This window comes from Bacteroides sp. AF25-5LB, assembly GCF_003602965.1.
GTDB classification, from domain to species: domain Bacteria; phylum Bacteroidota; class Bacteroidia; order Bacteroidales; family Bacteroidaceae; genus Bacteroides; species Bacteroides uniformis.
On sequence record NZ_QTMC01000007.1, the window covers coordinates 161,096 to 185,763 of the forward strand.

General features: G+C 49.5%; 20 protein-coding genes, 1 tRNA gene and 1 pseudogene. 8 read left to right on the forward strand and 14 right to left on the reverse strand.

Annotation, left to right across the window (positions count from 1 at the left end):
- Positions 1-343: 343 nt before the first annotated feature.
- The 6 genes from DWY57_RS10190 to DWY57_RS10220 form a co-directional block, all read right to left on the reverse strand.
- Positions 344-1,045, reverse strand: a complete 702-nt coding sequence (locus tag DWY57_RS10190; RefSeq protein WP_117600602.1) for a LytTR family DNA-binding domain-containing protein — start codon at positions 1,043-1,045, stop codon at positions 344-346.
- Positions 1,042-2,109 (reverse strand): histidine kinase, encoded by a 1,068-nt coding sequence (locus DWY57_RS10195; protein ID WP_117600601.1) that lies wholly within the window; start codon positions 2,107-2,109, stop codon positions 1,042-1,044. The genes DWY57_RS10190 and DWY57_RS10195 overlap by 4 nt, the downstream gene beginning before the upstream one ends.
- 245 nt (positions 2,110-2,354) lie before the next feature.
- Positions 2,355-3,575, reverse strand: coding sequence for an ABC transporter permease (locus tag DWY57_RS10205; RefSeq protein ID WP_119961688.1), 1,221 nt, complete (start codon positions 3,573-3,575; stop codon positions 2,355-2,357).
- A 53-nt stretch (positions 3,576-3,628) separates the two neighbouring features.
- On the reverse strand, positions 3,629-4,375 hold the full coding sequence (locus tag DWY57_RS10210) for an ABC transporter ATP-binding protein (protein ID WP_005828066.1): 747 nt from the start codon (positions 4,373-4,375) through the stop codon (positions 3,629-3,631).
- 16 nt (positions 4,376-4,391) lie between these two features.
- Complete coding sequence (locus DWY57_RS10215; protein ID WP_117600599.1) at positions 4,392-5,621, reverse strand: efflux RND transporter periplasmic adaptor subunit; 1,230 nt, start codon at positions 5,619-5,621, stop codon at positions 4,392-4,394.
- A gap of 12 nt (positions 5,622-5,633) precedes the next feature.
- Complete coding sequence (locus DWY57_RS10220) at positions 5,634-7,034, reverse strand: TolC family protein (RefSeq protein ID WP_117600598.1); 1,401 nt, start codon at positions 7,032-7,034, stop codon at positions 5,634-5,636.
- 211 nt (positions 7,035-7,245) lie between these two features.
- Here DWY57_RS10220 and DWY57_RS10225 point away from each other — a divergent pair, with 211 nt between their 5' ends.
- From DWY57_RS10225 to DWY57_RS10235, 3 genes are all read left to right on the forward strand, one after another.
- A complete protein-coding gene (locus tag DWY57_RS10225) occupies positions 7,246-7,467 on the forward strand; it encodes a DUF4492 domain-containing protein (RefSeq protein ID WP_117600597.1) in 222 nt (73 codons plus the stop codon).
- 124 nt (positions 7,468-7,591) lie between these two features.
- Positions 7,592-9,154: a cytochrome ubiquinol oxidase subunit I gene (locus tag DWY57_RS10230; RefSeq protein WP_035449218.1), complete on the forward strand. Its 1,563-nt coding sequence runs from the start codon at positions 7,592-7,594 to the stop codon at positions 9,152-9,154.
- Positions 9,155-9,186: 32 nt separating this feature from the next.
- Complete coding sequence (locus tag DWY57_RS10235) at positions 9,187-10,335, forward strand: cytochrome d ubiquinol oxidase subunit II (RefSeq protein WP_117600596.1); 1,149 nt, start codon at positions 9,187-9,189, stop codon at positions 10,333-10,335.
- A gap of 109 nt (positions 10,336-10,444) precedes the next feature.
- Here the strand turns inward: DWY57_RS10235 and mtgA are convergent, their stop codons facing one another.
- From mtgA to DWY57_RS10270, 7 genes are all read right to left on the reverse strand, one after another.
- A complete protein-coding gene (gene mtgA / locus DWY57_RS10240) occupies positions 10,445-11,149 on the reverse strand; it encodes a monofunctional biosynthetic peptidoglycan transglycosylase (protein ID WP_117600595.1) in 705 nt (234 codons plus the stop codon).
- Positions 11,150-11,246: 97 nt separating this feature from the next.
- Positions 11,247-11,921 carry an OmpA family protein gene (locus DWY57_RS10245; RefSeq protein WP_117600594.1) on the reverse strand — a complete coding sequence of 225 codons (675 nt, stop codon included), beginning with the start codon at positions 11,919-11,921 and terminating at the stop codon, positions 11,247-11,249.
- 100 nt (positions 11,922-12,021) lie between these two features.
- On the reverse strand, positions 12,022-13,350 hold the full coding sequence (locus tag DWY57_RS10250) for an MATE family efflux transporter (RefSeq protein WP_117600593.1): 1,329 nt from the start codon (positions 13,348-13,350) through the stop codon (positions 12,022-12,024).
- Positions 13,351-13,382: 32 nt separating this feature from the next.
- Complete coding sequence (locus DWY57_RS10255) at positions 13,383-14,720, reverse strand: ABC transporter substrate-binding protein (RefSeq protein ID WP_207805174.1); 1,338 nt, start codon at positions 14,718-14,720, stop codon at positions 13,383-13,385.
- Positions 14,721-14,764: 44 nt separating this feature from the next.
- Positions 14,765-15,556 carry an ABC transporter permease gene (locus tag DWY57_RS10260; RefSeq protein WP_117600591.1) on the reverse strand — a complete coding sequence of 264 codons (792 nt, stop codon included), beginning with the start codon at positions 15,554-15,556 and terminating at the stop codon, positions 14,765-14,767.
- Positions 15,553-16,326 (reverse strand): ABC transporter permease, encoded by a 774-nt coding sequence (locus DWY57_RS10265; protein ID WP_117600590.1) that lies wholly within the window; start codon positions 16,324-16,326, stop codon positions 15,553-15,555. The genes DWY57_RS10260 and DWY57_RS10265 overlap by 4 nt, the downstream gene beginning before the upstream one ends.
- A 137-nt stretch (positions 16,327-16,463) precedes the next feature.
- The gene (locus tag DWY57_RS10270; protein ID WP_117600589.1) at positions 16,464-17,849 is read right to left on the reverse strand and encodes an ABC transporter ATP-binding protein; all 1,386 of its coding nucleotides are present in this window, start codon (positions 17,847-17,849) and stop codon (positions 16,464-16,466) included.
- 343 nt (positions 17,850-18,192) lie between these two features.
- Here DWY57_RS10270 and DWY57_RS21290 point away from each other — a divergent pair.
- The 5 genes and pseudogenes from DWY57_RS21290 to DWY57_RS10300 form a co-directional block, all read left to right on the forward strand.
- A pseudogene (locus tag DWY57_RS21290) lies at positions 18,193-18,345 on the forward strand (mobilization protein); the annotation flags it as partial.
- Positions 18,346-18,619: 274 nt separating this feature from the next.
- The gene (locus DWY57_RS10285; RefSeq protein ID WP_117600587.1) at positions 18,620-19,510 is read left to right on the forward strand and encodes a DUF4377 domain-containing protein; all 891 of its coding nucleotides are present in this window, start codon (positions 18,620-18,622) and stop codon (positions 19,508-19,510) included.
- A 99-nt stretch (positions 19,511-19,609) separates the two neighbouring features.
- Positions 19,610-20,740 carry a DUF4852 domain-containing protein gene (locus tag DWY57_RS10290; RefSeq protein ID WP_229135093.1) on the forward strand — a complete coding sequence of 377 codons (1,131 nt, stop codon included), beginning with the start codon at positions 19,610-19,612 and terminating at the stop codon, positions 20,738-20,740.
- A 381-nt stretch (positions 20,741-21,121) separates the two neighbouring features.
- Positions 21,122-21,883: an SDR family oxidoreductase gene (locus tag DWY57_RS10295; RefSeq protein ID WP_117600585.1), complete on the forward strand. Its 762-nt coding sequence runs from the start codon at positions 21,122-21,124 to the stop codon at positions 21,881-21,883.
- Positions 21,884-21,983: 100 nt separating this feature from the next.
- On the forward strand, positions 21,984-24,188 hold the full coding sequence (locus DWY57_RS10300; protein ID WP_117600584.1) for an alpha-galactosidase: 2,205 nt from the start codon (positions 21,984-21,986) through the stop codon (positions 24,186-24,188).
- A gap of 324 nt (positions 24,189-24,512) precedes the next feature.
- On the opposite strand, the gene DWY57_RS10305 is transcribed toward DWY57_RS10300, so the two are convergent.
- Positions 24,513-24,585: transfer RNA gene (locus tag DWY57_RS10305), tRNA-Lys, on the reverse strand.
- Positions 24,586-24,668 lie beyond the last annotated feature (83 nt).

Below are 24,668 nucleotides of genomic sequence, written 5' to 3' on the forward strand. Positions count from 1 at the left end.
CATACTTTACAAATGTTTTTGATGCAGGTCTATATAGCTTTTCTGATTTATTTTTGTTTTTGCAATTTTTCGGCAATTATTTAGCCCCAAAAGTGAAACTATTTTTAATTTGCTTGTTTTTCGTAAGTACTTGTTGCACCTAAAAAAGCACTTCCAACGTTCGCTTACGGAGGAAGTGCTTCACACAAAAACTAAACTAGACTTAACTAAACTATTCTATTGGGGGAGTTTCACAACTCCTATCTGTTCAGCGCAAAGATAAAAAAACATATTTTAATCTGCAAAAGGATTCTATAATAAATCGACGGCTTTTCCGATTTTATCGACGGATTGGTCGATTTTTTTAGCTTCTTTGGTCTAAAAATTCTTGAAAAGCTTGTTTGTAGCTGTCGCTTATCGGGATGTAATTCTTTCCGAATACGATGCGACCACGGTCTATAATACGTATTTTATCCTTTTGGACAATGTAGGAACGGTGAACGCGCATGAAACGCGAGGTGGGCAGGAGTTCCTCCATAGCCTTCATGCTCATTAAAGACAAGATGGGCTTGGGGGAATCTTCCTCGTAGATTTTAAGATAGTCTTTCAGCCCCTCTATGTACAGAATTTTACTTAGTTCGATTTGTACCAGCTTATACTCGCTCTTTACGAAAATACTCTGAATTTCTTCCTTTGGCTGTTGCAGCAGTTCGAACCATTGTACAGCCTTGTTGGCAGCCTGCAGAAAGTCGATGTAGGAGATGGGTTTCAGCAAGTAGTCCAGCGCATTGACTTTGTAACCGTCTATGGCGTATTGGTCGAAGGCGGTGGTGAAGACTATGCGGGTATTGAAATCGACCATCTTTGAAAATTCGAGTCCGTTCAGTTCGGGCATCTGGATGTCGAGGAAAAGCAGGTCGATGTGCTTTTCGGGCAACTCCTTGATGGCTTGCACGGCACTGGAGTATTTACCGGCCAACTCCAGAAACGGGGTTTTGTTGACGTAGCTTTCCAGAAGCCCCAAAGCAAGGGGCTCGTCGTCTACAATGGCACACTTCAGATTCATATCTTTATGATTAAAACAGATTTATACTCTTTCATGTTTTCGCTCACTCCTTGCTTCCAGTCATAATGACCGGGATAGGTCAGCTCCAGGCGTTTGCGCACTTGCTCCAGACCGATGCCGCTTCCGCTTTTGTCCGCCATGCTTTTGGGATGGTAACTGTTGGTTATTTCACAGTATATCTCTCCGGGGCTTTCACTGAAATGGATGCGGATAAAGCTGGGCTCGGTGGGAGAGATGCCATGTTTGAAAGCATTCTCTATGAGGGAAATAAAGATGAGCGGAGCTATTTCCGTACGGCTGTCCGGTCGAACGTCTATCTTTGTTTCCACAGTGACGTTGGCGGAGAGGCGGATGCGCATCAGTTCGATGTAGTTGCGGATGAAGTCCATCTCCTTGTCTAGGGTAACGAAGTTCTGCTGATTGTCATACAGCACATGGCGTAGCAACCGGCTCAGTTCCTGCACGGCAGTCTGTGCCTTGTCAGTGTCAAAGGCGATGAGGGCGTAGATGTTGTTCAGCGTATTGAGCAGAAAATGCGGGTTGAGCTGGTTGCGCAGGTTCTTCAACTCGGCTTCCGTGCGGCTTTTCTCGGCTTCGCGGCGGGCGGCGTCCATCTGCGCCCAGCGGCGGCTCAGCTTGATGGCAGCGCTGAGGCCGGCGGTGAGAATCATGGTCGAGACATCGCGCAAGATGAATATCCATTTGGGAGGACCCATGTGCTGACCGTCATCATCGCCGCGCAGATGGTTCTGGAATGTGTATTCTTGCCAAAGGTGGGCGCCGGTGGTAATGCAGATGATGAGCAGTGTGTTCAGCAGGAGGTACTGCCGGATGCGTCCTTCGAACAAGTAGCGGGGAATGAGGAGACAGTAGTTGATGTAGAATACAAGGAAGAACGAGAGGGTACTGCTGCTACCGTGGCGCAGATAGTCCGCAAGGCTGATGTTGAAGCCACTGCGTGTCATCATCAGAAAGGGGAAACCGATGACGATACCCCAGACAATGATGTGTATCAGGGTTTCGATGCCGCGGCGGCGTGGGTTAGGGAGCTGTTGTTTCATCATGATACAAAGATACGGATTTTAGGTGGATATTGGAAATATCCGCTGCCTGCGAAGCAAATCTCTGTTCGCAGGTTGCGGATAAGCGTTTCCAGGTTGCGGATATGTATCCCAAGCTTGCGGATGTCTATCCCAAGGCTTGGGATAGAGATTATCCTTGGTTTCGCATAACTTTTTTCCCTATTGCCGGAAACTTTTTTCCTAATACTTAAGAACTATTTGGCTAACTTCCGGCAAGGGAGAAAAGGTTATTCGTAGCGTATGGCCTCTATCGGGTCGAGGTCCGCAGCTTTCTTGGCGGGATACCAACCGAAGAATACTCCGGTGACGGTACATACGGCGAAGGAGAGGAATACGCTCCACGGCTGTATGAAGATGGGCCAATGGGCGACGCTCTTTACTATCCAACTGGCTCCGCATCCTATGATGACGCCTATGATGCCTCCCGTGATACTGATAAGAATAGCTTCGATGAGGAACTGGCTCAGGATGTCGACACCACGGGCGCCTACACTCATGCGCAGACCGATTTCGCGTGTACGCTCCGTCACCGATACGTACATGATGTTCATAATGCCGATGCCGCCCACTACGAGCGATATGCCGGCGATGCAGGCAAGCAGCGTGGTCATCAGGTCAGTAGTGGAGTTCAGCATGGTGCTGAGCTCCTGCTGGCTGCGGATAGTGAAGTCGTCATCGTCACTCTCCTTCAGCTTGTGGTTGCGGCGCAGTATCTCGGTGATTTCGTCGGTGGCATTGTCCGTCATGTCCTCGGTGAGGGCGGAGGCAAAGATGCCGCTGAGGTAGGTCTGTGCCAGCAGGCGTTTCATCACGGTGCTGTAAGGGGCAAGTACGACGTCGTCCTGGTCCATGCCCATGGAGTTGTAGCCTTTAGACTTCAGTACGCCCACCACGCGGAAAGGAATTTGGTTGAAACGTATGATACGTCCTACGGGGTCTTCTCCACCGGGGAAAAGGTTGTCTTGGATGGTCTTTCCGATGATGCACACCTTGGCAGAGGTCTGTATGTCGGTTTCGGTAAACATCTCACCGTTCTCCACGCTGAGCTGCCGGATTTCGAGATAGTCCGTGCCCACGCCGCTCACGGAGGAGGGGTAGTTGTTGTTGCCCGCGATGAGCTGCCCGCTGGAGGAGACATTGGGGCTGACGGCAACCAGGAAGTTGGTTTCGTTGCGCAGGGCTTCGTAGTCAGTCAGCTTCAAGGTCTGCATGGCGCTGGGGTCTTGGCGGACACCGCCGCGCATGTCGGCACCGGGGTGAATCATAATCATGTTGGAGCCCATCTCGGAGATTTGCGCCTGGATGCTTTTCTTCGAACCTTGTCCGATGGCAAGCATCGTGATGACGGACGCCACGCCGATGATGATGCCCAGCATGGTGAGGAATGCGCGCAGCTTGTTGTTGTTCAAGGCTCGCAAGGCTATTTTGAAAAGGTTTGTTCCGTTCATATCGTTTTAATGGAAAGTTTAAAATTAATCCCTAATCCTTAATCCCTTATCCCTCATTCCTCCTCCTGCTTAGGCAATGCTGCCAGGGCTTCGGCTGCATTCTGGATTTGGGTGTTGATGGTATCGTCCTTGATTTGTCCGTCGCGCAGCACGATGTTGCGGCTGCTGTACTGGGCTATTTCGGGGTTGTGGGTGACGAAGATGATGGTGCGTCCTTCGGCATGCAGCTTTTGGAACAGTACCAGAATCTCGAAAGAAGTACGGGTGTCCAGGTTACCCGTAGCTTCGTCTGCCAGGATAACGGCGGGATTGTTCACCAAGGCGCGGGCGATGGCTACGCGTTGCATCTGGCCGCCGGACATCTGATTGGACTTATGTTCCAGCCGGTCGCCCAGCCCCACGGCTTGCAGGGCTTCGATGGCACGTCTCCGCCTTTCGGAAGCCGAGACGGAGGAGTTGTACATCAGCGGTAGCTCTACATTCTCCACGGCAGTGGTTTTAGGCAGCAGGTTGTAGCTCTGGAATACAAACCCGATTTTACGGTTGCGCAATACGGCACGTTGAGGCTTGCTCATGGTGCGTACGGAGATGCCGTCCAGCAGGTACTCTCCGCTGGTGGGCGTGTCCAGGCAGCCGAGCGTATTCAGCAAGGTCGACTTCCCGGAGCCCGATGTACCCATGATGGTGACAAACTCACCTTCACGGATGGTGAACGAGACGCCGCGCAGGGCATGTACGGTTTCGTCCCCCACCTGGAAGTTGCGTTTGATATTTTGAAGTTCAATGACTGCTTTATTCATAATTCTTTTCTTTGTATTATTTTCCGTTCTTCTTCTTACTTCCCGGAGGGCCAGGCATGAACGGACTCTTCTCGCCGCCGGGAGCTTCCTGACTCATGGCCGGAGCGCCGCTGCCGGGCATGCTGCCGATGGTGGCTTCGGTCACCACTACGGTACCTTCGTTAATGCCGCTGATAATTTCCGTGTTGACTCCGTTGGAGATACCTATCTTCACCGGATGGGCGGTAAAGGTGTTGCCTTCGCGGGTCCAGAGTTTATGTTCCCCTTCGCAATCCTTCACGATATCATTGTCGCCGATAAGCGGTTTTTCGGGGTTGAAGCGCAGGGCACGGGCAGGAGCGCACAGTACGTCTTTGCGGTCGAGGGTGAAGATGGTGACGTTGGCTGTCAGGCGTGGTTTCAGTTTCAGGTCCGGGTTGTGGGCGGAGATGACTACTTCGTAGGTCACAACCGTGCTGGTGCTGGCGCTCGACGTGCTGCTTGAGCTGGCATCTCCCAGACGGATTTGTGTGACCACTCCTTCGAACACGTCATTCGGGTAGGCGTCTACGGTAAACGTGGCGCGCTGTCCCTCTTCCACACCGCCTATGTCGGCTTCATCCACGTCGGCCACAACCTGCATCTGCGTCAGGTCGGCAGCGATGGTGAACAGTGTCGGTGTCTCGAAGCCGGAAGCCACGGTCTGTCCTGCTTCCACGTCGCGGCTGATGACCACGCCGTCGATGGGCGAGGTGATGGTGGCGTAGGAGAGGTTGCGTTCAGCCTTTGCCAGTGATGCCTGGCTGCTTTCGTAGTTGCTCTTGGCCTTCTCATAATTATAGACGGACTGCTCATAGTCCGTGGCGGCGATGAGCTGCTTTTCGTTCAGCGTCTTGTTGCGTTCGTAGAGTTTCTTCTGGTACTCGTATTCGGCCTTTGCGCCGTTGTAGGCGGCGCGTTGCGAAGCGAGTTCGCTTTGCAGTGTCACGCGGTCCATCTCGGCAATGAGCTGGCCTTTGGTTACTACGGAATTGTAGTCTACATGAATTTTGTCGATGATGCCACTCACCTGGGTACCCACTTCCACTTCCGTCACCGGTTCGATGGTTCCCGTGGCGGTTACGGATTCGGAAATCTCGCCTTTATGGATGGTTGCTGTGGCGTAGGTCACCTTGTGCTTGGCCTTGGCACCACCGAAGAGCCATATGCCGCCGCCCACTATGATTACGGCAGCTATGGCAATGAGGATGATTCTTTTTTTGTTCATATATATAAGGTATTATAATTCGATTTTTTCTCCTTGATAGAATTTCAGCAGTTGCATGTTCAGTATCGCCATGTATTTGGCTTGCAGTGTCTCCTGCTGTGCGCTGAGCAGATTGCTTTTTTCCGTCAGCAGTTCTACGGTATTCTTCATGCCTAGGTTGAACTGCTCCTGAATCAGTTCATAGCTGGTTTGTGTGCTTTTCAGCTTCTCCGTGGCAGCGGCGTAGCGCTGCTGGGCGCTGTTGGCATCGAGCCAGAGGGTTTCGATGGTCTTGTACAGCGTTTTTTGGTTGTCCAGCAGGTCCAGTTCGCTGGTCTGTTTCTGAATCTTGGCTTTCTCTACGGCACTCTTGGTCTGCCGGTTGCTGAAGATGGGCACGCTTACGGTGAAGCCCAGCGAGTTGTTCCAGTTCTGTTTGACTTGCTCGCTGAAGGTGAAGTCATTACCGTTGGCATGGCTGGTTCCGATACCAGCACTGAGGCTCAGTGTGGGCAGATAGCCAGCACGGGCAATTTTGATGTCGAGGTCGGATGTCTGTATGTTCAGCTTGCCGGCTTCTATTTCCGGACGGAGCACGAGAGCGGATCGGTAAACGTCCGTTTTGGTGGGCAGGGGTGCCAGTACATTTTCCGTGCCGAGGGCGGGGATGTAGAGGTTCATCTCGGATTCGCCGTCCAGTTCCAGGAGTTGTTTCAGTTGCAGTTTGTAATCTTGTAGGGTGGCTTGCGCTGTCACCAGTTGGTACTTGTCGGTGCTTACCTGCGCTTCCAGTTGTGCCAGGTCGCTTTTGGCGATGCTTCCTGCTTCAAGAAGTTGGCGGGCACGTTCGCATTCGGCCTGGCTCACTTCCAGAGTCGATTCATTCACTTTCACGGCTTCGGAGGCATAGAGTATCTGTACGTAGGTCTGTGCGATGCTTTCCTTAATGCTGTTTTCGCTTTGGGCCACGTTGAGCTCGGCAACGCGGTTGTTCAGTTGCTGCTGTTTGATGGTGTTGAGGCGCTTTCCGCCGTTGTAGAGGGTCCAATTGGCATCGATGCCGTAGCTGCCGTTGTAGGAAGTCTTGCTCTGGCTGCTGGTGATGTTGTCGCCGTCAATGATGGTGTTTGTCTTGCTCTTCGGGCGATTTACGACACGCTGGCTCACACTGGCTGAAAGATTGGGGAAGAGGGCGGCTCGGGCGGTCTTTACATCTACCTGGGCACTTTCCGCGCTGAGGCGGTTCTTGCGGATGGTGATGTTTTGTTGCAAAGCATAGTCGATGCAGGTCTGCAAATCCCATTGGGCGGGCAGGCTGTCGGCAAGCTGCCCGGAGCTGCCGGGCGTTTGCGCGGAAGTGTCGTTTTGGGCGGCCACTCCCATGCAGCTTGCCACACATAGCGCTATCACTGTCAATCTCTTTACGTTCGTCATATCTTCGTTATTCTATGGTTTTACATTGGCAAATGTAGTGGGGGGGGAGAGAGGATTGCAAAAGTGATAGACGTTGGGGGAATTTTCCTCGCCTAAAATCTTTTTTGTACCGATGAATGGGAGAAGTCTTTTTTCTGTTCAACTTTTCACCTTTTTATTTGTTTTTTATATAAAAGTATTTTATATTTGTAATCATTATAATTTTATCAGCATGAAACGAACTGCGGTAAACATTTGGCGTTTTTATCTGGAAGGTTTTCGAAGTATGACGTTAGGGCGTACTTTGTGGCTTATCATCCTTGTGAAGTTATTCATCATGTTTTTTATTCTCCGTCTTTTCTTCTTCCCACGGTTTCTGAATACTCCCGTGGTGGGTGACGACAAAGAAGGCTATGTTAGTAATGAACTTATCCACCGGAGCCTGGGTGACTAAATACGGAGACACAGAGCCACAGAGTTTATGTCCTTGCCTTTATAAATTCTCCGTGTCTCTGTGTTCTTACTCGACAACCCAATAACTCAATAACTCATAACTTATAACTCATAACTTGATTCTTATGCTTGGACACATTGACACTTCTCTGATTGACTGGTCGAGAGCCCAATTTGCCTTGACCGCCATCTATCACTGGATTTTTGTGCCGCTGACACTTGGACTGGCGGTAATTATGGGCATCATGGAAACGGCGTACTACCGTACGGGTGACGAATTTTGGAAACGTACTGCTAAATTCTGGATGAAGATTTTCGGTATCAACTTTGCCATTGGTGTAGCAACCGGTATCATTCTGGAATTTGAATTCGGTACGAACTGGAGTAATTACAGTTGGTTTGTGGGCGATATCTTTGGTGCACCGCTTGCCATCGAGGGTATTTTGGCTTTCTTTATGGAAGCAACGTTTATCGCCGTCATGTTCTTCGGCTGGGATAAGGTGAGCAAGCGTTTCCACCTAGCATCTACCTGGCTTACGGGGCTGGGCGCCACGATTTCCGCCTGGTGGATTCTGGTTGCCAATGCGTGGATGCAGAATCCCGTAGGCATGGAGTTCAATCCCGATACGGCACGCAACGAGATGGTGGACTTCTGGGCTGTGGCCACTTCGCCGATGGCTGTCAACAAGTTCTTCCACAGTGTGCTGTCCGGCTGGGTACTGGCTGCCGTGTTTGTAGTGGGGGTGAGCTGCTGGTATCTGTGGAAGAAGCGCGAGAAGAAATTTGCGCTGGCAAGTGTAAAGATTGCCGCATGGGTAGGTCTGTGTGCCGCCGTGCTGTCTGCCTGGACGGGCGATGGCTCCGGCTATCAAGTGGCGCAAAAGCAGCCGATGAAGTTGGCTGCTATGGAAGGTTATTATGAAGGGCGGCAAGGTGCCGGATTGGTAGCGTTCGGGCTGCTGAATCCTGCCAAGCAGACGCCGCAAGACGGAGTAGACCCATTCCTTTTCCGTGTGGAAATCCCTAAGATGTTGTCGTTGCTTGCCGAACGGAAGACGGATGCCTTTGTTCCCGGCATCAATGACCTGCTGAAAGGCGGATACCCGTTGAAGGACGGTACTGTGGCGCTTTCGGCAGAAGAGAAAATAGAAAAAGGGAAAACGGCCATCAGTGCGTTTGCCGCCTATCGTGCAGCCAAGGCTGCGGGCAATGAGGCGGATGCGGAGGTGGCTGCCAAAGTGTTGAAAGATAATGTAGCCTATTTCGGTTACGGTTATATCAAGGATGTGAACGAATTGGTGCCGAATGTGCCTCTTACGTTCTACATGTTCCGTGTGATGGTGATGTTGGGTGGATATTTCATCCTCTTCTTTATCGTGGTGCTGTTCCTGGCCTATAAGAAAGACTTGTCGCGGATGCCGTGGATGCATTGGGTGGCCATGCTCACCATTCCGCTGGGCTATCTGGCCGGACAAGCCGGATGGGTGGTTGCCGAATGTGGTCGCCAGCCGTGGGCCATCCAAGACATGCTGCCCACAAGTGCCGCCATTTCCAAGTTGGATGTCGGTTCCGTGCAGACCACGTTCTTTATCTTTCTGGTACTTTTCACTGTCATGCTGATTGCCGAGGTGGGAATTATGCTGAAGGCCATTCGCAAAGGCCCGGAAACAGAAACGCATAATTCATAACATAACTCATAACTTATAATTCATAATTCACAATGAATACCTATATTTTTCTTCAACACTATTGGTGGTTCGTAGTCTCCTTGCTGGGAGCACTGCTGGTATTCCTGCTGTTTGTGCAGGGAGGTAATTCGCTTCTGTTCTGTCTGGGGAAGACGGAGGAGCAAAAGAAGATGATGATTAATTCTACGGGACGGAAATGGGAGTTTACGTTTACAACGCTCGTCACGTTTGGAGGCGCGTTCTTTGCTTCGTTTCCGTTGTTCTATAGTACGAGTTTCGGAGGAGCCTATTGGTTGTGGATGATTATTCTGTTCAGCTTTGTGTTGCAGGCTGTCAGCTACGAGTTCCAGTCGAAGGCGGGAAATCTGCTGGGCAAGACAACGTATCGCACGTTCCTGGTGATAAACGGAGTGGTAGGTCCGGTATTGCTGGGTGGGGCAGTGGCCACGTTCTTCACGGGGTCCGAATTTTACATCAATAAAGGGAATATGGCAGATACGGTGATGCCGGTCATCAGTCAGTGGGCCAATGCAGGACACGGGCTGGATGCGCTGCTCAATCCGTGGAATGTGGTGCTCGGGCTGGCTGTGTTCTTCCTGGCGCGCATCTTGGGGGCGCTCTATTTTATTAATAACATCAATGAGGACGACTTGGTGAGACGCTGCCGCCGGGCACTCTGGGGAAATACGGCATTGTTCCTGGTGTTCTTCCTGGCCTTCGTCATCCGTACACTGGTGGCCGACGGCTACGCTGTCCGTCCGGAAACGGGAGAGGTGTTCATGGAACCTTACAAGTATCTGACGAACTTCTTGCAGATGCCGGTAGTGCTGTTTGTATTCCTGATTGGTGTGGTGGCTGTGCTTTGGGGCATCATCCGTACGCTGTGGAAGCCGACGTTCGACAAGGGAATCTGGTTTGCCGGTGCAGGGACGGTGCTTGCGGTATTGGCATTGCTGCTTGTGGCAGGCTATAACAATACAGCCTATTATCCTTCCACCCACGACTTACAAAGCTCGCTGACGTTGGCAAACAGTTGTTCGAGCCAGTTCACACTGAAGGTTATGGCTTATGTCTCTATCCTTGTTCCTTTCGTTCTTGCCTATATCTTCTATGCATGGCGCAGCATTGATAATCGTAAGATTGATGCGAAGGAGATGGGAGAGGGAGGCCATGCGTATTAATTAAAAATTAAAGGGGATGTATCAACCCCCTTTGAACGCTTTTTTTTAGGCGCGGATTACGCAGAATAACATTATGAAAGTGCTCATGTACTTTGGGCACGTCCTCTTTTTATTCTTTTGTCTGTTTCTCATTTAGCTGGAATTTGGGTATCAGTTTCATCAATCGTAGAATCTGTCCTTGCCTTTTCTTTATGTAAGGGGAGGGGTGTGCTGAGTCGAAGCGTATGGGGTTGGGTAGTGTGGCTGCTATCAGTGCACATTGTCCGGCAGAGAGTTTGGCTGCTGTAGTCTTGAACTTGTATTTGGCGGCGGCTTGTGCGCCATAGATGCCTTTCCCCATTTCGATGGAGTTGAGATAGACCTCCATGATACGTTCTTTGGACCAGAAGAATTCTATCAGTACGGTGAAGTAGGCTTCCAGTCCTTTGCGTACCCAGGAAGATTGGGGCCATAGGAATACATTCTTTGCCGTCTGCTGGCTGATAGTACTGGCGCCCCGTTTCCGTTTTCTTGTTTCATTCTCCTTTATCGCTTTCTGTATCTCAATGAAATCGAACCCGTTGTGTGTGGCAAACCGGTTGTCTTCCGAAGCAATGACGGCCATCGGCAGGTGAGGGGATATCTTGTCGGAAGATACCCAAGTATGGTGCCAACGGGGACTTTCGCCCTTGAAGACTTGCTGCACGCTGCGGATAACCATCAATGGCGTGATGTAGACGGGTACAAAACGATAAACCACTACCGCCAGGATAGTGGAAATAAAGAAGAATAATATGATGTTGCGGAGGAACCGCAAAGGTTTCGGGAGTTTCATGGAGAGAGTGCCAGTGTGATTAATGTACTAATATGTCAATGTGATTAATGTGTCAATATGCCAATTAGCACATTGGCACATTGATCACATTAGCACATTAATTATTCGCCTCCGCATTCTTAATCATCTGTTCGCTGGCATACATATATACCTCTACGCGTCGGTTCTGGTCGGCAGACAGACTTTCATCGTATTCGTTGTATCCCACGCCTTCCACTTTCTTGAACTGGGCAGGAGATACACCGCAATCCTGCAAATAGTTTTCTACAGCATAGGCGCGGTTCTTGGAAACCTTCATGTTGGCTTCGTAGGTACCCACCTTGTCGGTATGGCCGATGATGGCAATGTCCGTTGTCGGGTCTTCCTTCAGAATCTGTGCAAGTTCGCGCAGGGAGGCCTTTGCCTCGTTGCTCAGTGCTGCGGAGTTGAAGCCGAACAGAATACCTGCCGCAAAGGATACTTTGACAGCCGGCAAGCCGTTGGCATCCGTTACCTGCTCCACTTGGGCACCTTCAATCTTGGCAGCTTCGGCAGCCTTCTTGTCCATTTTGTGTCCGATGGCAACACCGGCACCTGTACCTACTGCCGCGCCTACTGCCGCGCCAATGGCTGCCCCCTTGCCTTTACCTATCAGTCCGCCGATAATGGCACCTGCCGCTGCGCCGGAACCACCACCGATTATTCCACCTTTTGCCTTGTTGTTCATGGTGCCGCAACTGCCCAGCAGCAATGCACTGCATAAAAACAATACTGTAAATTTCATTTTCTTCATAACTCTTTTTTCTTTAAAAGTTGATCTTATCTTTAATGTTGCAAATTTATGTATATATAACCATATTTCTCTTCCTAAAGTTCGTCAGTTCTGTTCTTTTTTAGAGAATTTTCCTTTTGATGGATATGAACCAGGCTGTCAGTATCAGACCTTTGGCAATGGTGGTTCCACTCACTGCCCACCAGATGGCGTCCACTCCCATACCCATATGTACCAGTAGCAATGCTACCGGAATGCGCATATAGTTGCATCCGATACTGACAATAGCAGGCGGTACCGTTCGTCCCAGTCCGTAGAACACACCTTGCATGGTGATTTCCATCATCATGAACATTTGTGAATAACCGTCGATGCGGAGAAAGTCACCTCCCACACGGTAGGCTTCGGCTTCGGGCACGAAGATAGAGAACACTTCACTGCCAAAGAAGATAAAGAGCAGTGAGCAGAGACTTCCGAATACGCCCGTCATCCATAGGGTGGTGTGCCATGCCTGCTTCACGCGCGACTTTTGTCCGGCAGCATAGTTCTGTGCAATGAATGTACTCAGTCCTGTAGAGAATCCTTGTGAAGTGTTCCAGGTGATGGCCTCGATTTGTCCTCCGGTAGTGAATGCCATCAGTCCGATGTGCCCTCCCTGCTCCGAAGCGGTGCGCGAGAGGAACATGTTGACGAAAGCAAAGAGTGTGTTCAGTGTGGCCACGGGCAGGCCGAGCTTGAAGATACGCCGGGTGTACTTCTTCTTCAGACGGACGAGGAAGGAGAATCCGCCGAGTACAGCGCTTTTCCCCCGGAGTTTGTAGACGAAGATGCCGAAGACCATGGCTTCGGACAGCCAGGTGGCAAGTGCAGCCCCTACCGTCCCCCAGCCAAAGCCGAAGATGAAAAGAGGGTCGAGGAGGATATTCATAACCAGTCCCGTTCCGCTGATGTAGAACGGAATCTTGCTACGTCCTGCCGCGTTGTAGATGCCCGTGAAGGCAGCGGAGAGAAAGACAAACGGCAGTCCCGTCGACACGATGCGCAGATAGGTCACGGCGGCGTCTGTGATATGCTGTTTCAGTTCGAAGATGTTCAGGATGGGGCGGGCGAAAAGAAACAGCAGTCCTCCCCAGCAGACGGAGATGAGCAGGGCAATTGTAATGTTGTGTGAAGCAAAACTGCGTGCATCCTCTTCGCTGCGTGCACCGATGGACTGGCCTACGCTGACTTCGGCACCTACCTTGTTCAACAAGGCGATGGAACCGGACATCCACGTCAGTATGCCTACCGCACCTACTGCAGCCACGGACTCACTGCCCAGACGTCCTACCCATGCCATGTCTGTCAGGCTGTAGGCCATTTGGATGAATGAGGTGGCCATGATGGGCATTGCCAGCGTGAATAGCTGGCGGTTGATGGGGCCTTGTGTCAAATTCTTAGTTCCTTGCACGTTAACGTTTTTTTAGATAAACAATGTATTAATCATCTCCTTTTTCGCTTTCTGCGGAGGCGGTGGCGGCGTTTCTGCTTGTACTTTCGTATCTTGGTATATACCAGCCAGATGAAGAGCAGACCGAAGACGGCGAAGATGAGCAGTACGATGCCCGTATTGAGATTGTCACCTTTCACGCGGCTCCACATTTCGAGCATCAGTTCCGTGCGGTCGCCGAAGTCGCGTATCATGGCGCAGCGCTCCACTACGCGGCGGTCGGGGTACTGGACCGGGTCTATCTGTAGGCTGTCGGCTCCGGACAAGGGACCGAAGAAGTAGCTGAGGTCGGAATGCACGTCAAGCGTGGTGTCGGTCTTCGCCTCCATGATTTCCGGTGTGGCGACGGCGCTGACGTAACCGATGGCATCCATGTTGCGCAGCGCCACGGAGGGCTGGCAGAGGTAGTTGATGAAATAGCTTGCTGCCTTCACGTTGCGGGCGTAGCGGGGGATTACCCAGCCGTCATACCAGATGTTGCTGCCTTCGCGGGGGACGGTGTAGTCCAGTTCCACACCCACGGCATCGGCCTCCTCGATGGCCCAGACGGCGTCGCCGCTCCAGGTGAAGTTGATCCACGCCTTGTTCTTGGTCATCATTTCCTTGCCGAAGTCGGCTTCCCAGCCGGCGATGTTGGGTTTCATCTCCTTGAGGTATTTCTCGGCAAGGGCGATGGCCTGCGGGGAGTTGTCGTTCATCAGTTGCTCTACGGTGACGGTGCTGTCGGCAAGTTCCCGGGCATGGGCGTAAATGATGGCAGTGCCGTAGGCGTCGCGGTAGCTGTCCTTCATCAGTATCTTGCTACGGTTTTTGGGAGTCCAGAGGATATTCCACGTGCTTGCCTCTTCGGGAGTAATGAACTTCTTGTTGAAGAGGATGCCGGCGGTGCCCCACATATAGGGCACGGCATAGTCCTCGGTCTGGCGTTCAGGTTGCGAGGTCTTGTTCAGCTCGTGGCGGATGTAGGGCGACACGTTGGGGATGTAGTCCGGTGTGCGGCCGAAGTTGCGGTCGATGGGTAGCAGGAGGTCTTTGCGGAGCATACGTTCGATGATGTACTCCGAGGGGCATACGACGTCGAAGTCCTCGTGCCCGCGCTCAATTTTGGTGAGCATGATTTCGTTGATATCGAACACCTGGTAGATGATACGGAGGTCTTCGCCCGTCTGCTGCTTGTACCAGTCGGGAAATTCGGCAAGCACATCTTCATCGATGTAGTCTGCCCAGTTGTATATCTTCAGTACACGGCTGCGCTCTTCTGTAGAGTTTCCACAAGAGGAGAGGGATGCGATACAGCACAGTAGAATCAGTATGTTTATTATCCTTTTCATCATCTTGTTTTTGACAATTGATAACTTATAACTCATCACTCACATCAATCGTTTTTTGTCCGTTCGGCCCGCTTGTTGATTACAATCAGCAACACCAGCACCGTCACGAAGATGATGGTGGAGAGTGGCCGCAGTTCCGGCGTCAGTCCACCCTTGCGCGCATCGGCGTAGATGTAGGTGGAGAGCGTTTCCAGCCCCTGGTTGCCGATGGTGAAGATGGTCACGGCAAAGTCGTCGATGGAGAGCGTGAAGGCAAGGATGAAGCCGCTTATCATACCCGGAAATATCTCCGGAAGAATAACCTTGCGCAGTGCTTGGAACGGTGTGGCGCCCAGGTCGAGTGCCGCCTCGTAGACATTCTGGTTCATCTTCTTGAGCCGGGGCATTACGCTGAGCACCACGTAGGGTGTGCAGAAGGTGATGTGTGCCAGTACCACTGTGGTAAATCCTTGCGATATGCCGAAGCTGACGAACAGCAGGAACAGCGACACACCGGTGATAATGTCTGCATTCATCATCGGGATGGCATTGGCGAAGTTCATTACCTGCCGTGTGCGCGAGCGCAGGTTGAAGATGCCGATGGCTGCAATGCTGCCCAGTGCCGTGCTGGCGGTGGCGGCAAGCAGGGCAATGGCGAATGTGTTCCAGATAGCGTTCATCAACGAGTGGTGCATCCCGCCCGTGAACAGCGAGCTGTACAGCTTGGTGGAGAACCCCGTCCAGTTGCCCAGCACCTTTGCTTCGGTGAAGGAGAATATCATGATTATCAGGATAGGCGAATAGAGCAACGTCAACAGCAGCCACAAGTAGCCGCGGGTCAAGATTCGTGTCATCATATCACACCTCCGCTTTCATTCGATGCGCCGTCTTCCTCGTTGGTGAAGAGGACGGTGATGCCTATCAGCAGTAGCATGATGAGCGAGAGGGCGGCACCGTAGTTCCACATTCCATTGTAAATATTCTCTTGTACCGTGGTACCGAAAAGCTTGATGTTGTTCATCGTCAGCAGCTCGGCGATGGCGAAGGTGGATACCGTAGGCATAAACACCATTACTATACCACTCATCACACCCGACATGGACAGCGGTAGAATCACCTTGCCGAATACGTGCGTGGGGGAGGCTCCCAAGTCTTGCGCAGCCTCAATCAAATTGTGGTCCATCTTCTGAAGGGTGTTGTAAATGGGGTATATCATGAACGGCAGGAAGTTGTAGACCATACCGAACACAAGTGCGCCTTCACCCAGCGGCAGGTTCAGGAAGTCGAACAGCGCCACTGTGGCAAGCGTACGTATCAAGATGTTCACCCACATGGGCAGGATGAACAGCACCACCATGGTGCGCGAGGCGTTGAATTGCTTCTGACTCAGGATATACGCCGCCGGATAGCCCAGCAGCAGGCAGATCAGCGTAGTGATAACGGCTATTCCGATGGAGTAGACAAACGTGTTCATCGCTTCGGGGTGCATCATGAACTTGCGGAAGTTGGCGAGTGTGAACGCTCCTCCGTCGTCCGTAAAGGCGTAGAGCACGATGAGCAGCAGCGGTACTATGACAAATACAAGCAGAAACAGCGCGTAGGGTACCGTCCAGTTGCGCCGGCGCATAAAGAAAGTTATCATCTTTATTAGGGATTAAGGGATTAGGAATTAAGGGATTAAGGATTAGGGATTAAGGATTAGGGATTAAGGATTAAGGGTGAAGGATAAAGAATTTATAATAGCTAACCCTTAATCCCTAATCCCTATTCTTTATTCCTTATTCTCACGTTTTCGGGTGCGATGATGATACCTACACGGTCGCCGTCGTCCCACACGTCGTTGGTGTCGACAAAGATGTCTTCGTCCCAGTCTGTAAACACGGTCAGGTGGTAATGGTTTCCTTTGTAGAGGATGAATTTCACTTCACCCGTCAGACGGCCGTCCTCTTCGTTGTCTTCGAGGATGACGTCCTGGAAGTCCACTTCCACTTGCACGCTGCTGCCCGGTTCGATGCCTTGCACGGGCAGGCATTCGAAGTTACAGCCCAGGAATTCTACGTGCGTTTTGTCCACCAGTTTTCCTTCGAAGGTGTTGCAGGTGCGTTCTTTCTTCATCACATGGATGTCGAAGGGTTTTACCAGCAGACCGACTTCGCGTCCTGCCTCGAAGGCATGGTAGTCCTGCACCATCAGCTCGTAGCCTTCGCGCGTTTGCACCAGCATTTCATAGTGTACGCCTTTGAAGATACAGCTGGTTACGGTGCCCGTCAGCTGTGCGGCGTCGGATACATCGAAGATGTAGATGTCTTCGGGGCGAATTACTACGTCCACCTGCATCTGTTCACCAAATCCTGTGTCCACGCATTCAAATTCGTGCCCGCAGAAGGTAACGGCCTTATCTTTTATCATGACTCCGTTCAAAATGTTGCTTTCGCCGATGAAGTCGGCTACAAAGGAGTTGATGGGCTCGTTGTAGATGTCCGTAGGCACACCTATCTGCTGGATGCGTCCTTCGCTCATCACAACGATGGTGTCGCTCAGGGTGAGTGCCTCTTCCTGGTCGTGGGTCACGTATACGAAGGTGATACCCAGCTTCTGGTGCATTTCCTTCAGTTCCATCTGCATGTCTTTGCGCATTTTGAGGTCCAAGGCAGCGAGAGGCTCGTCCAGCAGCAGCACTTCGGGTTCGTTGACGATAGCTCGGGCGATGGCTACGCGCTGTTGCTGTCCGCCGGAGAGGGAGTCCACGTCGCGGTCCTCATAGTCTGTCATGCCCACCATGCGCAGGGCTTGTTTCACTTTCTTCTCGATAGTGGCACCGGGCAGCTTCTTCAGCTTCAGCCCGAAGGCTATGTTGTTGAATACGTTGAGGTGGGGGAAGAGGGCGTACTTCTGGAACACGGTGTTCACCGGACGCTTGTGCGGCGGTGTCTGTGTGATGTCCTTTCCGGCAATGGTTATCACTCCTTCCGAGGCTGTCTGAAAGCCTGCAATGAGGCGTAACAGTGTTGTCTTTCCGCAGCCGGACGGTCCTAGTATTGTTACAAACTCGCCCTTACGGACAGACAAATTCACATCATTCAGCACGGCCTTGTCTCCGAAGAATTTCGATACATGTTCCACACCGATGATGCAATCGGACTTTTGCATAAGCGTCTTTTACTTTATCCAAACGAATTAAACGAATTTCGGGCTTTCAAAAAAGCGAGTGCAAAGTTACATAATTTATCGGGAATTTTCGCTTTACTCTAAAATTCATTATCCCTATGAAGTTAAAATAAACACATAGCGAAAAAGTAATTTTTGGTAAAGTGTAGATAATCAGCTGATATATCGTTTGTTACTTCCGAGCCGCAATACTCCGTATCGCTGAAAATTCTCCAATAGGGCAAGGGGCAAGCCCCTCTGCACACCCCGTCGAGGACGGTATTTCGCCGCCCTCAAAGATAGTTAGATTTATTGTTTCACAAGCCAAAAAAGAAAGGAAGGATATATGGGTTTCGTAGTTTTACACATGGAAAAGGCGCACGGCAGCGACAGCGGAACGACCGCACATATCGAGCGTTTCATCATTCCGAAGAACGCCGACCCCACATGTACCCACCTAAACCGCAGTCTCATCGAATACCCCGACGGGGTGAAAGACCCCACGGACGGGACGAGACTGGTTCTTGCCATTGACCGAAAGCCCATTGTCGAGTGGTTCAAAGAGCAATTCGACAAGCTACGGCAGAGCATACACCGACCTATACAGCCGCAAAGGAAAGGCAGGGGAATGAAGATATAACCGTTTTATCTTGCTGGAAAACAATAAAAAGTGCTGTTCATAATGCCTTATGAATGGCACTTTTTATATATTTGCACACAAAATAAGGATAGAGCAAATAAAAGTAAATACAGAATCGTAAAATTTGACAGATATGAAAACACAAAAATTAGAAATACTGATATTATTCCTCTGTATATTCGGCTTTATAGGCTGTGATAACAAAGATGAAGAGGGTGAGAAAGTGACAGACTACAAGGAATATTCTCTAACCATTGCATCAAAGAAGATACCCGGTGTTTGTTGGTCAGACGGATTTAATTATTTATCTGATGTATATGCTGTAAAGAAAGAAAATGCCCAAGAATGGGAGAGCCTTGGAGTCATTGATAAATTTGAGTTTGAGAAAGGATATGAATATAAGGTAAAAATCAGTGAAACAAATTATTTGGATTATAGCATGGAAAATCCCGCATGGACGGAATATGAACTACTTGAAATAATATCTAAAAATAGGAAAGATTCAGAAAATTTGCCTTTACATTTTATCCCTAAATCATACTACGAGAATGTACAGCTTCCTAAATACAAATATGTAGTAGATGCAGATAATAATCAAAAACTTATTGAAGAAGAATTGGAAAAAGAATCTCTTATTCCTTTGGATTTTCACTATATATTTTGGCGGAGCGAAGACAAATTCCTAAGATGTATTGCAATAAAAGACGATAATAATACACTGGGACCGTGTATTATAAAAAACGAAAACAAAGCTCCGGAAGAAATGCCAGAATCTTACAAATTACTTCCTCCAGAGGGAAATGTGTTTGGTTATGGAAAATGGACTTTTTCAGATGAACAGGGAAATGAAACGAATTATCTTTCATTTGATGTGTTTATGGGTCGTTCTGCTAAATCAAGAAACGTAGATTTAACTCCCGATGTAGCTTATCTTTATAAAGACCTTTCTGAATACTACAAAAATAAATATCCGCAAGCCGGAGTAAAAACAGTTGTGGTTTCTTATGCCGTTTCTATTAAATAACATAAAATCCTCAGCGAGCATCAATTATCCTAATTATCATTGCAACTATTATAAGAATCTATTAATATGAGAACTATAGAATTAAGCATAAAAAAACGTATGAAAAGAATGAATTTGACCGCTTTATTGTTAAGCAGTGTCTGTTTGTTATGCCAACCCCTTCAAGCCCAACAGAGCATTGATGCTTGTGACGGTCGTACTTATAAAGTAGGCGACACGCTCCGTATTGGCGAACCATTGCCTTCGGGCTATCTATTTATTAGGCAGCTAAACGCCAATAATCAATTCGACAGTCTGGATCCGAAAAACTCAACCGGACGGACTGCCGTCATTACCGACATACCTACTTACCAGCCCGAACTCTATCAACAGTTCGGCATTTACCAACAGCCGGAAACGCCCCAAATAGTCTTTGCCGAACAAGGGGATTTCAAGATCGGCGTATATCTAAACATGGCTTTAAGCAAAGGAAACATCATGTCCGGACATCATGTTTCCCTTATGAATGGAGCTGTTGACCTTACCCCAGCTATCTTGTTCGCCTACGCACATAAGCTTTACGGCAAACCTATCGACACAACATCAGTTGAAACCTATGCCTCTCTCCGTGCTCCCAAACAATATGCAGAAGCAGCCAATGACCCGTTTGTACTGGAAGAACTCCGTACAACATACCGGAAAGAACTGGAACAAGCTGTAGCAAAGGCAGATTTCAATAAAGTGTTCCGCATCAAATGTTTCTCGGAACTCCAAATGTATGACATTAATCAACAGCATTTTCCGATTTCGGGCTTAACGTGTGTCGATGTGGAAACCAAGCAGAACAGAGAATTATCCCAACAAGGTTATTGCTTATGGGGAACTTGTGCCTTTCATTTCACTAACGCTCCGTCATTTACCACCCTGCCTTGCAAAAAAAACATTGCCCAAGGCATCTATACCATGCGTAAAATGACCTCGGCGACCTTGCCACCAACAGCTACCCTATATGTATATGTGCGCATCCTCCAACAGCCAGTATCACTTCCTGATAAACGTACCATGGTGATGCGTCCCGGAACCTCATTCGATTTCGAGTGGTCAACACTCCGTAAAGCATACGGTCAAAAAGCTTTGAACATGGAAATTGTACAAACAGACGGTTATTATAATGTCTTCCCTTATAACATACAAGAAGTGACATACAATTATCTTGGTACACAAACGTTACCTGAAAAGAACAATAAATAGTAATATGAAACTAAAAAATATCATTCTGACTACATTGGTAACAATCGCCCTGACATCATGTTATACATCCAGTCGAATAAGTAAATTCAGCTCTGAAAATATAAAATTGGTATAGATAAAATCTTTTCATAAAAAGATATGGAAAGCCTTTTAATAAGGAAATATCCTATATACAAGACAATCAAGAGAAAGAAAAATCTTCTATAAAGAAGAATTAAACAAAGGTACATGGTATATTATAACAACAGCTTTTACTTTTATTGATGATAAACTTATAAAGCAAGAGGTTGTAAAAGAAGAAAGGACTTTTCAAAAATGTGATTGTAATAAATAATAAGTAATACCTTTGCTGACAGTATTGATATAAAAAACTATTACACGATGGAAAAGAAAATTGTACTCATCACCGGAGCCTCCTCCGGAATAGGGGAAGGCTGTGCTCGCAAGTTTGCCATGAACGGTTACCGGCTTATACTCAATGGTCGTAATGTGGAGAAACTGAATGCTGTAAAGAAAGAATTGGAAGAAAAATTCGGAGCCGATGTGTATCTGCTTCCTTTTGATGTCCGCGATAGGCAGGCTGCTTGTGCCGCCCTCGAATCCCTTCCGGTGGAGTGGAAAGCGATAGACATACTGATTAACAATGCCGGACTCGTCATCGGAGTAGACAAGGAGCACGAGGGTAATCTCGACGAATGGGATGTGGTGATTGATACAGACGTGAAAGCGCTTCTCGCTATGACCCGCCTCGTAGTTCCCGGCATGGTGGAGCGCGGACGCGGTCATGTCATCAACATGGGGTCTATTGCCGGAGACTACGCTTATCCGGGCGGCAGTGTGTACTGTGCCTGCAAAGCCGCCGTCAAGGCCCTTTCCGACGGACTCCGCATCGACTTGGTGGATACTCCGGTACGCGTGACGAACGTCAAGCCCGGACTGGTGGAAACCAATTTCTCTGTCATCCGTTTCCGTGGCGACCGGGAGGCGGCTGACAATGTATATAAAGGTATACGCCCGCTAACCGGTGACGATATAGCCGAAGTGGTTTATTTTGCCGCTGCCGTCCCCGAGCATATCCAGATTGCAGAAGTGCTGGTGATGCCTGCCAACCAGGCTACCGGGACAATTGTCAGCCGGAAATAGAATTTGTATAAGAATATGATAAAATGATACTATTTTATCTTCGGGGAAACGTCTACATTTGCCCACAGCTAAATGATTATAGAATCTAAACAAGAAAAGCATGAATTTTAAGAAACGAACAAATTTCCTTTTTGGAGCACTGCTGCTGACCGGCAGTTTGTTGGCTCAAAACGTATGTGTATCCACTCCGAAAACTTCTTTGGTGCTTTCGGCTCCTGAAGGCGGTACACTGAGACACTTGTATTATGGTAACAGACTTTCTGAAACCGATTTGCTGAATATTGCCACGGCAGAAGCAGGCCACACGGCCTATCCCGAATATGGATTGAATACCCCCGTGGAGACGGCTCTTGCTGTGAAGCATGCTGACGGTAACATGACCCTCCAGCTTGAAGTGCTGAATGTGACTACCGAGAAGGAAGGAAATGCCGTGACGACTGTCGTGGCGCTGAAAGACAAAGTGTATCCCTTTTTTGTCAATGTCTGCTACCGAGCCTGGCAAGATGCCGACGTGATAGAATCCTGGACTGAAATTTCTCATCAGGAGAAGAAGCCGGTAGTGCTCAATCAGTTTGCCTCCGGCTATCTGCCCATCCGCCGCGGTGATGTGTGGCTCTCCCATCTCTCCGGTTCCTGGGCCAATGAGGGCTTTTTGACGCAGGAACCTCTCACTCCGGGCATGAAGGTTATCAAGAATAAGGACGGTGTGCGAAATTCTCATACCGACCATGCGGAAGTGATGTTCTCCCTTGACGGCCGTCCGCAGGAGAACACGGGCAACGTGATTGGCGCAGCCCTCTGTTACAGTGGTAACTACAAACTCCGCATCGAGACGCATGATGATGAATATCACCATTTCTTTGCCGGAATCAACGAAGAGAACTCTGCTTATTCCTTGAAGAAAGACGAGCTTTTCCGCACTCCCGAACTTGCCCTGACCTATAGTAACGAGGGATTGAGTGGCAGCAGCCGTAACTTCCACCGCTGGGCGCGTCTGCACAAGTTGGCGCACGGCACTACTCCCCGTAAGATTTTATTGAACAGTTGGGAAGGCGTGTATTTCGACATCAACCAGCAGGGTATGGACCAAATGATGGCGGACATCGCCTCCATGGGCGGCGAATTGTTCGTGATGGACGATGGCTGGTTTGGCGACAAATATCCCCGTAAGAACGACAGTTCATCACTCGGCGACTGGGTGGTGGACAAGAACAAGCTTCCGGACGGTGTCAAAGGGCTGTTGAGTGATGCCAAAAAGCGCGGCATCAAGTTCGGTATCTGGATTGAGCCGGAGATGGCAAACACCACTAGCGAACTTTACGAACAACATCCGGATTGGGTGCTCAAAGCTCCCGAACGCGACCTCGTACTGGGACGCGGCGGTACGCAGGTGGTGCTCGACCTTGCCAATCCTGCCGTACAGGACTTCGTGTTCGGTGTTGTTGACAATCTGATGACTTCTTATCCTGAGATAGACTATATCAAATGGGATGCCAATATGGCTGTCATGAACCACGGTTCCCAATACCTGACCAAAGAAAATCAGAGCCACATGTATATAGAGTATCATCGCGGCTTTGAGAAGGTGTGCCAGCGCATCCGTGCCAAATACCCCGACCTTACCATCCAGGCATGTGCCAGTGGCGGTGGCCGTGCCAACTACGGAGTGCTGCCTTACTTCGACGAGTTCTGGGTGAGCGACAATACCGATGCCCTGCAACGTGTCTATATGCAGTGGGGAACTTCCTATTTCTTCCCCGCCATAGCCATGGCATCGCACATCAGTGCCGCCCCTAACCATCAGACATTCCGTACCATCCCTCTGAAGTACCGCATCGATGTGGCTATGAGTGGCCGTCTGGGTATGGAAATCCAACCCAAGAACATGACAGAAGAGGAAAAGGCGCTTTGCAAGAATGCCATTGCCGAGTACAAGACCATTCGTCCCGTGGTACAATTGGGAGATATCTACCGCTTGATATCCCCTTATGACAAGCAGGGTGTGGCTTCATTAATGTACGTGGCTCCAGAGAAGGATAGGGCAGTCTTCTATTGGTGGAAGACGGAACACTTCTGTAACCAGCATCTGCCGCGTGTGAAGATGGCCGGTCTCTGTGCCGACAAGCAATACCGAGTACATGAGCTGAACCGCATAGATAATGTTCCCTTGAACTACGAAGGAAAGGTCTTCAGTGGTGCCTACCTTATGGCAAACGGGCTGGAGATTCCATACAACCATAGGGTGGACTACCACAAGCAGAACGACTATTCGAGCCGTGTGCTTTATCTGGAAGAGGTGAAATGACGTGAACAAAGGTGAGGTTTAGTCGCGTAAAGGTGAACTTGAGCAGTGTAAAGGTGAGGTTGATGGGTACAGTTGGTACAGTGGGTACAGCGGTCCTTTTGCCTCACACACGCATGTATATAAATAATGTACGCGTTATAAAGCAATGTACATAAGCGCATGTGTGTGAAGCAGAAGAAACGCTGTACCTACTGTACCAATTGTACCACTGTTTGGATGTCCAATCTTTTCTTTTCGTGGTAAGATGGAAACATAAAAAAGTCCTACAATACGTTGATATTGTAGGACTTTTTTATGTTTGTAGCCTTCTGGCTTTTTTCTCTGTGAACCGCTTGGGGCTCGAACCCAAGACCCCAACATTAAAAGTGTTGTGCTCTACCTGCTGAGCTAGCGATTCAATCCTTTAGTGCTGTTAAGCGGGTGCAAAGATAGATACTTTTTTGAAATTTGCAAAATAATACCATCTTTTTTCTTATCTTT

What these genes read in the sequence shown, in the direction of transcription:
- DWY57_RS10190 (WP_117600602.1), bottom strand. Translation starts at nt 1,045, where the DNA reads ATGAATCTGAAGTGTGCCATTGTAGACGACGAGCCCCTTGCTTTGGGG.
- DWY57_RS10195 (WP_117600601.1), bottom strand. Translation starts at nt 2,109, where the DNA reads ATGATGAAACAACAGCTCCCTAACCCACGCCGCCGCGGCATCGAAACC.
- DWY57_RS10205 (WP_119961688.1), bottom strand. Translation starts at nt 3,575, where the DNA reads ATGAACGGAACAAACCTTTTCAAAATAGCCTTGCGAGCCTTGAACAAC.
- DWY57_RS10210 (WP_005828066.1), bottom strand. Translation starts at nt 4,375, where the DNA reads ATGAATAAAGCAGTCATTGAACTTCAAAATATCAAACGCAACTTCCAG.
- DWY57_RS10215 (WP_117600599.1), bottom strand. Translation starts at nt 5,621, where the DNA reads ATGAACAAAAAAAGAATCATCCTCATTGCCATAGCTGCCGTAATCATA.
- DWY57_RS10220 (WP_117600598.1), bottom strand. Translation starts at nt 7,034, where the DNA reads ATGACGAACGTAAAGAGATTGACAGTGATAGCGCTATGTGTGGCAAGC.
- DWY57_RS10225 (WP_117600597.1), top strand. Translation starts at nt 7,246, where the DNA reads ATGAAACGAACTGCGGTAAACATTTGGCGTTTTTATCTGGAAGGTTTT.
- DWY57_RS10230 (WP_035449218.1), top strand. Translation starts at nt 7,592, where the DNA reads ATGCTTGGACACATTGACACTTCTCTGATTGACTGGTCGAGAGCCCAA.
- DWY57_RS10235 (WP_117600596.1), top strand. Translation starts at nt 9,187, where the DNA reads ATGAATACCTATATTTTTCTTCAACACTATTGGTGGTTCGTAGTCTCC.
- mtgA (WP_117600595.1), bottom strand. Translation starts at nt 11,149, where the DNA reads ATGAAACTCCCGAAACCTTTGCGGTTCCTCCGCAACATCATATTATTC.
- DWY57_RS10245 (WP_117600594.1), bottom strand. Translation starts at nt 11,921, where the DNA reads ATGAAGAAAATGAAATTTACAGTATTGTTTTTATGCAGTGCATTGCTG.
- DWY57_RS10255 (WP_207805174.1), bottom strand. Translation starts at nt 14,720, where the DNA reads ATGAAAAGGATAATAAACATACTGATTCTACTGTGCTGTATCGCATCC.
- DWY57_RS10260 (WP_117600591.1), bottom strand. Translation starts at nt 15,556, where the DNA reads ATGATGACACGAATCTTGACCCGCGGCTACTTGTGGCTGCTGTTGACG.
- DWY57_RS10265 (WP_117600590.1), bottom strand. Translation starts at nt 16,326, where the DNA reads ATGCGCCGGCGCAACTGGACGGTACCCTACGCGCTGTTTCTGCTTGTA.
- DWY57_RS10270 (WP_117600589.1), bottom strand. Translation starts at nt 17,849, where the DNA reads ATGCAAAAGTCCGATTGCATCATCGGTGTGGAACATGTATCGAAATTC.
- DWY57_RS10285 (WP_117600587.1), top strand. Translation starts at nt 18,620, where the DNA reads ATGAAAACACAAAAATTAGAAATACTGATATTATTCCTCTGTATATTC.
- DWY57_RS10290 (WP_229135093.1), top strand. Translation starts at nt 19,610, where the DNA reads ATGAAAAGAATGAATTTGACCGCTTTATTGTTAAGCAGTGTCTGTTTG.
- DWY57_RS10295 (WP_117600585.1), top strand. Translation starts at nt 21,122, where the DNA reads ATGGAAAAGAAAATTGTACTCATCACCGGAGCCTCCTCCGGAATAGGG.
- DWY57_RS10300 (WP_117600584.1), top strand. Translation starts at nt 21,984, where the DNA reads ATGAATTTTAAGAAACGAACAAATTTCCTTTTTGGAGCACTGCTGCTG.